This is a genomic window from Paenibacillus jepli (assembly GCF_047238105.1).
GTDB lineage: Bacteria > Bacillota > Bacilli > Paenibacillales > Paenibacillaceae > Paenibacillus_D.
Genome location: NZ_JBDFMD010000001.1, coordinates 6,898,737 through 6,911,597 on the forward strand (window position 1 = coordinate 6,898,737; position 12,861 = coordinate 6,911,597).

Sequence of the window (12,861 nt, forward strand, 5' to 3'; positions counted from 1 at the left end):
CCCAGGAAGTGAATAGATGGAACCCAGTAGCTCAAAACAGTTTACCGCCAAGCAAGACCGCGGGCAGCGATTGCTAAGGCAAGGCCGCGAGCGGTTCATCCAAGAAATGGAAGTTCATTTAACCAAAATCAACAGCCTGATGGTTCAGGCAAAGGAAAAAGACGATCTCGAATGCTGCAAAAATCTGTATCGAATGTTCCACACGATGAAAGGCAGCGCCCCCGTCTTCGGACTTCATCGCATCGGGCAACTCGCTGAAGAGTTGATGCAGGTGTGGGAGTGGTCGGAGTGCGAAGCCGATCCCGCGTCGTTCATCCCCTCGGCTGTCAAGAACAGCTTGAAGCTCCAGGAACAACTGGCGATGGAATACGAAGTGTGCAAGAAGGAGCTCGCCCTGGACTACTCGGGAATCCGCAATGATCGCCCCACCATGGCCGGCAGCCGACTGCTGATTATTGATGATGAGGATGCGCTGCGCTCGTATTTGTTCCGCAGACTTGAACTCGATGACTATGTAGTGACAGAGGCTTCTACCGTGCAGGCAGCCAAACAGTTGCTGCATGAGGCGCATTTCGACCTGGTCATACTTGACCTGATGATGTACCCGCATTCCGGGTACGATCTATTCGAGTTTTTGAAAGAAGATCCGACACTCAAATGGCTGCCGCTGATCGTGTTGTCGGGGCGGCAGGATCTTGAAGACAAAATGCAGTGCTTGTATCTGGGGGCAGACGATTATGTCACGAAGCCTTTTCAGTACGAAGAATTGGCTGCCCGGATCTACAGCTTGCTGACCCGCAGCAAAACGTATGAACAGATGGCGTTTCGGGATCCGTTGACCGGGGTGTACAACCGACGATACATCGACCATCAGATTCAGTCGGAGCTCCAGCGTATCCAGCGCTATCCAACACCGATCTCGATTGCCTTCATCGATATTGATTATTTCAAACGAATCAATGATTCGTACGGTCATGCGGTAGGCGATCACGTGCTGCAGGGCCTGGCCAGCCTGTTGAATCATCAATCCCGGGTAACCGACCTGATCGCTCGGTACGGCGGCGAAGAATTCGTTATCCTGATGCCAGGCACGACGGAGATTGAAGCGGAAAAGCTGCTCTCCAAATTGCGAGAGATTGTCCATCAGCAGCCGGTTGCTAAGGTGAATGGCCAATCCTTTCATGTGACCTTCTCTGCAGGGATTGCACAGTGGCAGGCAACGATGACGGCTGAAAGCTGGGTGCAGACAGCAGATGAGGCGATGTATAAAGCCAAAAAAAGCGGTCGTGACCAGATCGTGATCGGCAAGGAAGGGGCCGAGCCTCCTGAAGCGTCAGAAGCCCATCAAAAAACGCTGCTCATAGCTGACGACGACGAAATTCTTCGCAACATACTTGTGACCAACCTGAGTCATTTGCCCGTTAAAATCTTGCAAGCCAGTGACGGAGAGCAGGCGCTTCATCTGCTTCAAACCCATGTGATTGATGTCTGCATATTGGATGGCGTCATGCCCAAGCTCGACGGTTTTGCACTACTGCAGAAGTATAAGGAATCCATGGATGAACGTTCTGTTCCTACCAAAGTCATTATGCTCTCAGGCCGGCGCAAGGAGGATGACGTTGTCCGCGGACTGCTCCTTGGCGCAGCGGAATATATGGCCAAGCCATTCTCCATTGTCGAGCTGGAGTTGCGCGTGACGAGAATGCTTCAATGAAACAGCTGACGAGAAGGGAGTTTATCCGCTTGGCGCTGGGAGGGTTGGCTACCGCTGCGGTAGGGACGCCGCTATATGCTCATTATATCGAGCGCAGGTGGCTGCATACCGACAGCCTTACCCTTCCACTTCCTGATCTGCCGGCTTCCTTTGACGGTTTTCGCATTATGCATTTCAGCGACATTCATCTGGGCTTCCACTATGATGTTTCGGACCTCGAACGGCTGGTGGATACGATCCTGACGCATGAGATTGATCTATTATGTTTTACTGGCGATCTGTTAGAGGATGGACTGGAGCTGCTGGAAGCCAGTATTCCGGTGTTGAGCAGGCTGCAAGCGCCATTCGGCAAAGTAGCTGTGCTTGGCAACCATGATTATTGGCAGCGTCCCGATCTGGTGACAGATGCACTGGGGCGTGCGGGATTCCAGGTGCTGCACAACGCTGCGCACCGTATCGAAGGAGAGGATGGCGCCATCTCTTTGATCGGGCTGGAGGATGTCATGCATGCCGATCCAGACCCGGCAGCTGCCCTTGCGGGCACGCAAGACGGCGACTACATTATTATGCTCGTTCATGAGCCCGACTATGCCGATTCCTATGGGGATAATCTAGGCGTAAGACTCCAATTGTCCGGTCACAGCCACGGCGGCCAGATCAGGCTCCCATGGTTCGGTCACTTGATCACGCCGCCATTGGGAGGCAGATATGTTGACCGGCTCAATTATCGGGGGCGGCTACCCGTTTACACCAATAGGGGTGTGGGTACAACCGGCGTTCCATTTCGCATGTTCTGCCGTCCCGAGCTAAGTCTCATTCAGCTTGTTCGAGGTTAATACATACGGATATTCAGCAGACAGCAATCATTATCCATGTATCAGCCCTCGGCCTTCCGGGAACAACAAAGACGGGACCTGAAAAGTCTGTCTGCTTTAGACGAGTCTTTTGGAGTCACCTACTTTGAGAAGGGATGATGAGCTGCTATGAAACGTCTGTCGCTGAGCTTTCTGATTGTTGCTTCACTCATGCTGATGCTTGCCGTACCGACCTTCGCCGAGTCTTCAAACAAAATGATGAAGCAATCGAATACTGGGGTCGAGTTGAATAACACGACTCAACGTACATCGATGGATGGCAGCATGCGAGGCAATACCATGAACAGAGGTGCCGGCATGAACGGATTTACGCAAGGCAACCGGGTTCAATCGGACAACAACTTTGGCGCGTATGGTATGGACAATGGCCGCTACCGGACAACTGCCGCAAACAATGACAGAATGGACTGGGGCTGGCTTGGTCTGCTCGGTCTGATCGGCTTGGCGGGACTGCGCGGCAGGAACCGCGAAGCTCATTAATTTGAATTCGTGCGTACATGCCCCGACCGATCAGGTCGGGGTTTTCTAATGCCTGCTTGTGCTATAATGATAGGGTAAACTCTGGTGATAAGGAGGCAATTGCAATGGAACAACAAAATGAAACGCCTGTTTACGAACGAGCGACATTTGCAGGCGGGTGCTTCTGGTGCATGGTATCTCCTTTCGAGGAGCGCCCCGGTGTCATTGAGGTGCTCTCCGGCTATACAGGAGGCCATACGGAAAATCCTACCTATGAGGAGGTATGTTCCGAGACGACGGGACATGCGGAGGCCGTCCAGATTACATTCGACCCCAAGCTGATGAGCTATGAAGAGTTACTGGATTTATTCTGGCGTCAGATCGACCCCACCGATGCCGGAGGACAATTCCATGATAGGGGCGCTTCCTACCGTACATCGATCTTTTATCATACTCCGGAGCAAAAAAAACAAGCGGAAGCCTCCAAGAAGCGGTTGAAGGAAAGCGGTATTTTTACGAATCCGATCGTCACTCCGATCGTGCCGGCAGCCCCGTTCTATCCAGCAGAAGACTATCATCAAGGATATCATCGCAAAAATACAATCCGTTATAAAATGTATCGCAACGCATCCGGAAGAGACGGCTTCATTGCCAGTCATTGGAAGTAGCCGCTTGCTTTGCTGCAGCCTGCATCGGTTGGTGCAGGTTTATTTTTGTCCGCCTAAGGATAGCTTTCTAGACGCAGCCTTGCTATAATAGTTTGATAATGATTATCAATAACGATTGAGCTATAGTGTGAGGGGAGCGGTTGGCATGATGCCTGTAAATTATCGTTTGTTGGGAGAACATTTCTTCGTTGTTGACGCCACGGACCAGCATGAAACCCTTTATGAAGCTGCGGCTGCAGATCTGCATCAGCAAGAGCAGCTGCACAGCTTTCTAGAAGCGTATGGCAGGAGCATCAAAGCGGTGGACCTTGATGTGCCTGCAGCATATCTAAGCAGCTATTACAGCGGCATGCTGATATCATTGCTTTATTCATTATCTTGCTGGAACCGTTCGCTGTCTTTGGAGCCTGATCGACTGACCATCAAAGTTATCCAGGTAGGTGAATATAGCCAGATTCGCACGGTTGTTGAAGCGTTTCAAGGCGTGGAGGGGCCTGCGGAGCCTATCGAGAGGGAGCGGTGGGTGCAGGAACAATTGACGACATTGATCAGCGGCACACTCCGCCCGCTAGTGGACGCAGCGGCGACTGCAGCCGGCTTGAATCCAGGATTTTTGTGGGGACAGATGCCGACAAGAGTCGGCTTCTATGTGGAACGGCTGCTGAGCGATCCTAATCACAGTTCAGTGAGCGAACGTCTGGGCAGTGATTATGCGGCGCTGCAAGCTCTTGATCCGGCCGTGTTCGGGAGTACACGTAATCCGATGGTGGTAAAGCCCCGTTACATTGACGATTATCGGGAAGAGGGCAAGCAGATGAAGATGAAAAATGTCTGCTGCCTGTACCATAAAACCGAAGGCGGGCAATATTGCTATACTTGCCCCAAGCTTAAAGGCCATGAGCGGGCGGAAAAATGTGAAGAACTGCGGCAGCAATACGCCGCCGCAGCCCACTGATTGAGAAGGACTCGCAATCCGGGTAACTCCGGCCCAACGGTTCTTGCCGTTCAGGCATCCATCCGCCCGTAGCTTCGGGCATACTGCTTCATCTTTTGAAAAACGGCCCGGTCCAGCTTGCGCAAAGGGTAAAATTGCGGATGGTTGGAATTGACTTCGAGGACCCAAAGGCGATCATGCCGGTCATAAGCAAAGTCGATGCCCATCTCATGCATGCCGCTGCGGCGCTTGCTGAGCGTTTGTGAGATCGCCAGCGCCGTACCCGACAGCTGCTGCTCCCGTGCGCGGCTGGCTGTCTCGGACCAGCCCTTCTTACGCATCCATTTGCTAAGTGTATAGATCCTGCCGCCCTGATAATAATTGGTCACGATACGTTCCGGCTTCCCCACTTTAACAAGAAATCCGGTGCATACCCATGATTTTCCCGGCTTGCGCTGGACCATGGTGCGGATATCGTAAGGGCGGCCTTCTACGGTATCAAGAGGGATCGTGCGCTGGATAATCATCCGGCTGCTTCCCTGCTTTTTCTTCAGATGTTTATATACGGCGCTGCGGCTCGAAAAATAATCGCGGCGCTGCTTGCGCTTGGAAGTCGAGTATAGCTCGTACCCACTCCCCGTCATATTCAGCTTGTAGACTCCGATTCCCATCGAGCCGATATCCGGTTTAATATACACCGAATTATACTTGTCTGTCATGGATCTCAGATTAGCCAGCGTGAACGCTTTGGTGTGGGGCACATTGCTCTTGAGGCTCGGATTGGCCCGCAAGTATCGGCATACACGCAGTTTGCCGCGGATATTGCGGCTGTTGTACCTTTTCTTGTACACGAAGATCACCTCTTTGGTTACTTTATGTAGGTATGCAGCATAGTTTTTGGACGTATGCTGAGTAATGAGCAAAGGGGCGGCTGCCTGCCCGGGCGGTTTGACAACTTAGGCTCAGGTCGTTCACAATAAAAGTATATACTAGGTGAGTATAAATAGGAGGTTCCCATGACCGTACGAGCTGCGGGACGTTGGATGCGCTTGCCGGCCGGCGAGCCGGGGATCGCCGGAATGGACGAGCATCGGCTGCGCAGGATGAATGCTGAATTGCCGGATCGTTCGATAAAGGATGTGCTTATCGTCAGAAAAGGCGAGCTGCTCTGGCGGTGGCATGAGCAGGGGAGCGACCGAATCGCCGCTGTCTATTCCTGTACAAAGAGTATCGTCTCCGCCCTTATAGGCATGGCAGTTGATGATCGGCTGTTGCAGCTCGATACGCCGATTTCACACTTCTTCGAATGGCTGCACGACAGTAAAGACAGCCGCAAAGCGGCCATCACCGTCCGGGATTTGCTGACGATGACCCCAGGCTTCGACTGGCCCGAATTCGACAAACCTTACTTCAAGATGCGGCGTACCGGGGACTGGATCGGCTTTATTACCAGTCAGCCGCTCGTGCACCGACCCGGCCAGATCTTTGCTTACAATTCTGGCTGCTCCCACCTTCTATCGGCCATCCTGACCCGTGTCACCGGAGAACCGGCCCAGTTGTTTGCCCAGCGGCGCCTTTTCAGCAAGCTGGGATTCAGAAGTGTGCGCTGGGCGCGCCACGGTGGGATAAGCGAAGGCGGAGCGGGGCTGCATCTGACAGCCGAGGATCTGGCGAAGTTCGGGCTGCTCTATCTGGAGCAGGGGGTTTGGCAGGGAGAAAGGCTGCTGTCCCAGTCATGGATTGAGGCATCAACAAAGGTTCAATCGAGAGGTTTACCTCATTACCAGCCTCCTATTTATGGAGAATACGGCTACCATTGGTGGGTATCCACGGCTGAGCACAATGATTGCTGTGATTTGTTTTTTGCCCTTGGTTACGGAGGACAGTATTTGTTTATCGTGCCGGAGCTGGAGCTGGTCGTTGTGATTCGTAAGTCGGTTGAGGGGAAGAGCAGGGCGATGCTCGCCAAAGAACTGTTGTTTGACCATATTATCCCGGCCACGTTAGGCTGAAATATGGATATTCGGGGATCGGAGGGAGTCGCATGCGCATAGTTGTCGTGTCCGACACGCATATGCCGGCAAAGGCGCGCCAGCTGCCTCAGGCGCTGCAGGATGAACTGTCACAGGTCGATGCGATCCTGCATGCCGGAGACTGGACAAGCTACGAGGTGTACGACATGCTGGCGGCTTACGCGCCGGTACACGGCATTGCCGGCAACAACGACGGGGAACGGATCGTCAAAGCTTTTGGTTATCGGAAGATCGTCACATTGGAGGGCAAGCGGATTGGCCTCGTCCACGGGCATGGCCGCCAGGGTACGACTGATTCACGCGCGGCGGAAGCATTTGCAGGGGATAATGTGGATATGGTCGTATTCGGACATTCCCATAGCCCGCTTTATGAGCGCCGCAACGGGGTAATCCTGTTTAATCCCGGCTCTCCTACGGATAAGCGCAGACAGCGTTCCTATTCTTATGGACGACTGGATATCACTGAACAGGGGATTAGCGGGGAGATCGTCTACTTTGACCGGAAGGAATAAGCCGTCACTACACATCATACAAGGGAGGGGATGGCGTGCATCCGGACTTTATCCAGCTGCGATCGCTTGAAGGCGAACTGAAACTGTCGCAAAAGAAGAGCAACTACGGGGTTACGGTATCTACGAGGGAGCTAGTCTTCCACAAACCTCATGTCAATTATCATATTAAGCTGGCGGATATTATCAGTATTACTCCATTCGAAGCACAGACCGGCCGCCTCTTCGCCCACAAGAACAAACGCGAGGACCGGGCGGAATATATCAGTACTACGCCGGATACCGATCAGTATCGGTTATACGTCAGCGCAGCGACAGTGCATAACCGCAGCGGCTTAAAGACGCTAGGTGCAATGCAATTCGTGTTCCCGCTTCACAAACGCCTGATGGAGGTTATCGCCCGCTACAGCGGACTGAACCGGATCGCCGAATAAGCCGCGCAGTCCTCTCCCATCGGAATCGGTTCGGATACGCGGCATGATGACATCAAAGCATTATTGCATAACTGCTTTCATATGTTCTTGCGTGATCGACCAGTGGGAAGCAGTCCAGTACTTCTTGCCGCCCTGAAGCAGGATGATCTGCGGCGATTCATGCTTGACTCCCGTGTCTTCCGCGATCTGGTTGGATACGGGTCTGGATTCGATCACCTTGACGAGGGCGTACGTTGTCGCATTATCCGGATGAGCATCCAGATAGTGTTCGAATTCGGATAAAGCGTTCGCGCTGACCGGGCATGTGGTGCTGTGCTTGAATATGACGACTTGATGGTCGTGGGACGCGTCCAGCAATTGTTTCCATTGTTCAAGGGTATCGATTTCTTTGTAGCTTGCCATAGTTTTCTCCTCCTTTGTACGAAAATCGTACCCTAAACCAATACAGAGATGCAAGTATGAGAAGATGAGGAGGTATGCGTAATGAATCTGATCGAACACCGGGGGTATCAAATCAAGCTGATCGACGCCCCGCAGTCGGATAAGTCCGTGTTTCGCAATCTGATGCAGATGTACCTTTACGATACCAGTGAGTTCAACGGCAAGGATCCCGACAAGCACGGTTTTTTTGATTACAGCGAGCTCGATCATTACTGGACGGAGGTAGGCAGGACAGAGGAGGGCCGCATCCCGATCCTGATCCAGATCAATGACAAGCTGGCTGGCTTTATGCTTATCAACCGATTCAGTCTGCTTATTCCCCGCGATCCGGCCACACGCAATCTGGCAGATTTTTTCATCATGCGCAAGTGGCGAGGCAAGCGGATCGGCCGGGTGGTCGTCAAAGAGATCTTCGATATGCTGCCGGGTCATTGGGAGATCCGCCAGGAGCAGGAGAATATCAAATCACAGCAGTTCTGGCGAACGGTGATTGGCGAGTATACCAATGAGAGTTACAAAGAAACCATCCTCAGCGACGATCGCTGGCAAGGTCCTGTACAGCAGTTCTCCAATGCGACACGTATTACCTGAGGTCCAGGCAGTTAGTCGGAGCCATCAATACTATGCTGTGGAACTGCGCCATCTTTCATAAGTGCGCGGCTTCTTGCACAGACTATCCCTAGACATGAAGGAGGGATAGCAATGAGAGATAGAGTGATGCGGACCATCTTGCTGTGTAGCGCTGTGATGTTCTGCTTCGCACCGAGCATGACGGATGCTGTCGGCCTGGTGCCTCAGGCCTGGCAGCCAGCTGAGGTTGCCTCGGCTCCGGCTGGAGGGGGACTATACAAGCAGCATTGTCTAGCTTGTCATGGCACGGATCTCCGGGGGAAAGTAGGACCCGATCTCAGCCGGATCGGCTCCCAGTATACAAAGCAAGAGCTGGAGGCCGTGATCGGCAAGGGACGGGGCGGTATGCCGGGGTTTAGCGGTCAGATGACGCCGGCCGAGATCCGGACGCTTGCCAACTGGCTTGTATCGCACAAATAGCCGTTCGTTGCCACTCGCCAGGCCCCATCGCCCAGAAGTCAGGGATGGGGCTTTGTCCCGTTCCCAAGCGGCCCGGAATATGGTAAAATACACGACATACTGATGCAGAACAGGTGATGAGAGTGGCAGAGAAGGAAGAAGTCATCCGTTTTGGCGTGTCGTTCCCGGCACCGCTTCTGGAACGGTTCGACGGTTATATCGAAGCACAGGGCTACACCAACCGTTCGGAAGCGATCCGGGATATGGCAAGACGCTCGATACTGGACGCCACGAAGATGCAGGATGATGAGCATGTCGCAGGGACGATCGTTATGGTATATGATCATCATGTGAGTGAACTGCCGCTCGTGCTGATGGAGCTGCAGCACGACCATCATGATGCCATCGTGTCGACCATGCATGTCCATCTCAATCACGACCAATGTCTGGAGGTGATCGTGGTCAGAGGCAAATTGTCCCATCTGCGCCGACTGAAGCAGCAGATTCAGGTGCAGAAAGGCGTTATCTATGCGGAGCTGTCGGTCACTTATGCAGATGCCGGCAGCGGTGACAGCGGGGGGCATCACCATCATCATCGATGAAGATGACTTCAAGACTGTTTAGGCAGGCAGAATTTGGTGTATATAAACCGTGTGTGCGCTGCTGACTCCCTGGAAGCCTGTGTGCTTCATATTATCCTGTCAACCAGAGAGGGGTTGCTATGATACATATCGCAAGAAGAAAGTTGATTATGATGTTTGGTGTACTGCTGCTCTCGGCTGTTGCTTCGTTGTTGTTGGTCCAGCCGGGGGAAGCCTTGGCGAGCGGCCAATATTATGCCAAGGTGAATGCTACCTCGCTCAACGTGCGCGAGGATGCGGCCAAGGATGCAGAAGTCAAGGGCTCGGTCAAAGGGGGCGAGATCGTCCTGGTGACCCGAGAGTTCCACGGCTGGTACTACGTCAAGCACGGCAGTCTGGAAGGCTGGGTTGCCGGATACTATCTGTTGCAGACGGACAATAAGCCTGGCTCTGTCAGTACGGCATCTGCAGACAAGTCGAGCGGCAGCGGATCACGCAGTTCTGCCGATGCATCGGTTGTGCTGGCTGATGCTCTGAGAGTGCGTGAAGGTCCGGGAACCGACTACAAGATTAATGGCATGCTGTATCGGGGGGCAGCCGTCTCCATCCAGGAGAGCGTCAAAGGCTGGCTGCACGTCGTCTCCGGCGGCGAGAGAGGCTGGGTATCCTCCCAGTATGTGGGCGATGGTGAACAGATCACCGTATCTCCCGGCCAACGTTCGGCAGGGTCGGGATCCGGATCGCTGCGCGGCAAAGTGATCGTCATCGACCCCGGTCATGGCGGATCTGATCCAGGCATGATAGGCACCACTTACAAGACAGCCGAGAAGACCATCAATCTGAGCACGGCCAACTACTTGAAGGACAAGCTGCAAGCCCTTGGAGCGACGGTCGTTATGACACGAACCAAAGACGACCAGAAGCCCGAACTGCCCAGACGCGTGGCGATCAGCCACGAAGCGGGCGCAGATGCGTTTATCAGCATTCATTATAATTCTTCCGAACGCAACAACTCGGGGATTCTCAGCTTTTTCTACTCCAGCAAGAAAGACCGGCCGCTCGCCCACGCGATCGAACGTCAACTGGCTGGCGGGATCGGACTTAAAAGCCATGGGGTAGCTTTCGGAGATTACCATGTGCTCCGCGAGAACCGTACACCTGCGGTGCTGCTGGAGCTGGGCTTCCTATCCAACAAGCGCGACGAGGGCATCGTACGTACCAGCGATTATCAGCGCAAAGCGGCCGATGCGATTGCAGTCGGACTGCAAAACTATTTTAAATAAGCCGCATGTTCAGGCAGCCTCGAAGGTCAAGGACTTTTGAGGCTGCCTTTTTGTATAGCAGCAGTTGCATGTTCCAGTATTAGGCTGGAAATACTACCCTTGGGCAACGATGGCATGTTCTACTGCCAGAGGACAAATATGAATCAAGGGGGATCTAGGATGCATAGGCGTTTCTACGCGAGAGGGTTGATCACGCTGCTGCTGTGCGTTTGCTTTGTGCTGGCCGGATTTGGCTCGGACAAGGTGTTTCATTTTGGCTTCAAGCCGAGCCGCGGAGGGACGCTTCCGTCGATCAATGAGGAAGGCTTCAAGGACATCCTTTCCAAGCATGGGGCGGTATTCCTGGGCGATACCGGGCAAAAAGAACTGTTCCTGACGTTCGACAACGGCTATGAGAATGGATATACGGCTCAGGTGCTTGATGTGCTGCGCGACAAAAAGGTGCCGGCAGCGTTCTTCGTTACAGGTCAGTACATCACCGATCAGCCCGAGCTGCTGCAGCGGATGTCTGCGGAAGGGCATCTGATCGGCAATCACTCCTGGCATCACCCGGACATGACCAGGCTTGCTCCGTCAGCGATCAAGGATGAGCTGGAGCGGGTGAAGGAAGCGGTGCTCGCGAGAACGCCGCAGCTGGGGATGAGCTATCTTCGCCCCCCGCGCGGGATCTTTAATGAGCAGATGCTTGCCGAGGCCCGTAAGCTTGGCTACACGAGTGTTTTCTGGTCGGTGGCCTACAAGGATTGGGACGTCAATGCCCAGAGAGGGGCGGATTATGCCTATGACCGTGTCATCGCACAGCTGCATCCCGGAGCCGTCATCCTGCTGCACTCGGTATCGCGCGACAATGCGGAGGCGCTTGGCCGCATCATCGATGAAGCAAGACGGCAGGGGTATACATTCAAAAGCCTTGACGAGCTCCGCCTCAAATCTTATTAACGTTGTTCAAAAGTCCGCTATACGGCATAGAGAGGAGGAACGGGATGATCTACGATTGCCTGATTGTAGGCGGCGGGCTGGCCGGGCTGCAAGCGGCGGTCCAGCTTGGGCGTTATGGCCGACCGACCGTCGTCCTCGACAGCGCCGATGGCCGCTCGACCTGGTGCCGCAGCTACAACAACCTGCTGGGGTGGCCGGACGGGATCGGAGGCGAACAGCTGCGCGCCCTGGGCAGGCTGCAAGCAGAGCGTCTTGGTGTGCATCTGGTCCATACCTGGATCGAGCGGGCGGAGCGTACAAGTGATGGATTCGCGCTCGTGTCGCAGGACAGCACCGTATACCGGGGGAAAAGGCTGCTGCTGGCGACTGGTGTGGTCGACCGTCTGCCGCCGCTGGATGGACTGATGCCGCTGCTCGGGATCAGCCTGTTCGTCTGTCCCGACTGCGACGGCTATGAGGTGACAGACCGTCCGGCGATTGTGCTGGGATCAGGTGATGCGGGAGCCGCGATGGCCTGCAGATTGACCTACTGGACGAGTCAAGTGACCTATATCAATCATGAAGCTAGGTCATTATCAGTGCAATCCAGCGAAGCATTAAGCAGGCTCGAAATCCCTGTGCTGGACAAACCTGTAAAAAGAATTGTAGCGGATGGTTCATCTATGGTAGGACTGGAATTTGCAGACGCCCCCTTCCTCCCGGCCACCCATGGCTTTCTTGCGTTCGGAGGCAATGAGGTCCGTTCCGGCCTCGCGCACCAGTTAGGCGTAGAGCGGCTGGAGAACCGTCATATCGTGACGGATCCCCGCAGCAAGATGACTTCCGTACAGCATGTATGGGCGGCCGGGGATGTCGGGGTTCACGCCGAGCAGGCCGCCATCGCGATGGGTGAAGGAGTGCAGGCGGCGATCTGGATGCATAAAAGCTTGCTTTGACAGATTTACTCTTCCTTCCCATGGTAC

General features: G+C 54.0%; 15 protein-coding genes and 1 pseudogene. 14 read left to right on the forward strand and 2 right to left on the reverse strand.

From position 1 onward, the window contains the following. The first annotated feature begins 16 nt into the window (after positions 1–16). The 5 genes and pseudogenes from ABC336_RS29525 to ABC336_RS29545 all read left to right on the forward strand — a co-directional run bounded on the left by ABC336_RS29525 (position 17) and on the right by ABC336_RS29545 (position 4,671). Complete coding sequence (locus tag ABC336_RS29525) at positions 17–1,714, forward strand: diguanylate cyclase (RefSeq protein ID WP_413242070.1); 1,698 nt, start codon at positions 17–19, stop codon at positions 1,712–1,714. Continuing rightward, entirely contained in the window at positions 1,711–2,550 is an 840-nt protein-coding gene (locus ABC336_RS29530; protein ID WP_413242071.1) for a metallophosphoesterase, read from the forward strand. Before ABC336_RS29525 ends, ABC336_RS29530 begins: the two co-directional genes overlap by 4 nt. 147 nt (positions 2,551–2,697) lie before the next feature. Then, positions 2,698–3,069: a WGxxGxxG family protein gene (locus ABC336_RS29535; protein WP_413242072.1), complete on the forward strand. Its 372-nt coding sequence runs from the start codon at positions 2,698–2,700 to the stop codon at positions 3,067–3,069. Between the two features lie 104 nt (positions 3,070–3,173). Next, positions 3,174–3,710, forward strand: a pseudogene (gene msrA, locus ABC336_RS29540) (peptide-methionine (S)-S-oxide reductase MsrA); the annotation flags it as partial. Positions 3,711–3,861: 151 nt separating this feature from the next. After that, positions 3,862–4,671, forward strand: coding sequence for a (2Fe-2S)-binding protein (locus tag ABC336_RS29545; RefSeq protein WP_413242073.1), 810 nt, complete (start codon positions 3,862–3,864; stop codon positions 4,669–4,671). Between the two features lie 50 nt (positions 4,672–4,721). Here the strand turns inward: ABC336_RS29545 and ABC336_RS29550 are convergent, their stop codons facing one another. Next, a complete protein-coding gene (locus ABC336_RS29550; protein ID WP_413242074.1) occupies positions 4,722–5,501 on the reverse strand; it encodes a YheC/YheD family protein in 780 nt (259 codons plus the stop codon). Positions 5,502–5,666: 165 nt separating this feature from the next. Here ABC336_RS29550 and ABC336_RS29555 point away from each other — a divergent pair, with 165 nt between their 5' ends. Genes ABC336_RS29555 through ABC336_RS29565 form a run of 3 tightly spaced genes read left to right on the forward strand, consistent with a single transcriptional unit; the run spans position 5,667 to position 7,626 of the window. Next, on the forward strand, positions 5,667–6,662 hold the full coding sequence (locus tag ABC336_RS29555; RefSeq protein WP_413242075.1) for a serine hydrolase domain-containing protein: 996 nt from the start codon (positions 5,667–5,669) through the stop codon (positions 6,660–6,662). A gap of 32 nt (positions 6,663–6,694) precedes the next feature. Then, complete coding sequence (locus ABC336_RS29560; protein ID WP_413242076.1) at positions 6,695–7,195, forward strand: metallophosphoesterase family protein; 501 nt, start codon at positions 6,695–6,697, stop codon at positions 7,193–7,195. Positions 7,196–7,230: 35 nt separating this feature from the next. Next, a complete protein-coding gene (locus ABC336_RS29565) occupies positions 7,231–7,626 on the forward strand; it encodes a hypothetical protein (protein WP_413242077.1) in 396 nt (131 codons plus the stop codon). A 60-nt stretch (positions 7,627–7,686) separates the two neighbouring features. Here the strand turns inward: ABC336_RS29565 and ytxJ are convergent, their stop codons facing one another. Further along, complete coding sequence (gene ytxJ, locus ABC336_RS29570) at positions 7,687–8,028, reverse strand: bacillithiol system redox-active protein YtxJ (RefSeq protein ID WP_413242078.1); 342 nt, start codon at positions 8,026–8,028, stop codon at positions 7,687–7,689. 81 nt (positions 8,029–8,109) lie between these two features. Here ytxJ and ABC336_RS29575 point away from each other — a divergent pair, with 81 nt between their 5' ends. The 6 genes from ABC336_RS29575 to ABC336_RS29600 all read left to right on the forward strand — a co-directional run bounded on the left by ABC336_RS29575 (position 8,110) and on the right by ABC336_RS29600 (position 12,834). Further along, positions 8,110–8,658 carry a GNAT family N-acetyltransferase gene (locus tag ABC336_RS29575; protein WP_413242079.1) on the forward strand — a complete coding sequence of 183 codons (549 nt, stop codon included), beginning with the start codon at positions 8,110–8,112 and terminating at the stop codon, positions 8,656–8,658. 111 nt (positions 8,659–8,769) lie between these two features. Next, entirely contained in the window at positions 8,770–9,117 is a 348-nt protein-coding gene (locus tag ABC336_RS29580; RefSeq protein ID WP_413242080.1) for a c-type cytochrome, read from the forward strand. 122 nt (positions 9,118–9,239) lie between these two features. After that, a complete protein-coding gene (gene nikR, locus ABC336_RS29585; protein WP_413242640.1) occupies positions 9,240–9,698 on the forward strand; it encodes a nickel-responsive transcriptional regulator NikR in 459 nt (152 codons plus the stop codon). A 149-nt stretch (positions 9,699–9,847) separates the two neighbouring features. Then, entirely contained in the window at positions 9,848–10,960 is a 1,113-nt protein-coding gene (locus ABC336_RS29590; RefSeq protein WP_413242081.1) for an N-acetylmuramoyl-L-alanine amidase family protein, read from the forward strand. A 159-nt stretch (positions 10,961–11,119) separates the two neighbouring features. Then, positions 11,120–11,899 (forward strand): delta-lactam-biosynthetic de-N-acetylase, encoded by a 780-nt coding sequence (gene pdaA / locus ABC336_RS29595; RefSeq protein ID WP_413242082.1) that lies wholly within the window; start codon positions 11,120–11,122, stop codon positions 11,897–11,899. Between the two features lie 44 nt (positions 11,900–11,943). Further along, on the forward strand, positions 11,944–12,834 hold the full coding sequence (locus ABC336_RS29600) for an NAD(P)/FAD-dependent oxidoreductase (RefSeq protein ID WP_413242083.1): 891 nt from the start codon (positions 11,944–11,946) through the stop codon (positions 12,832–12,834). Positions 12,835–12,861 lie beyond the last annotated feature (27 nt).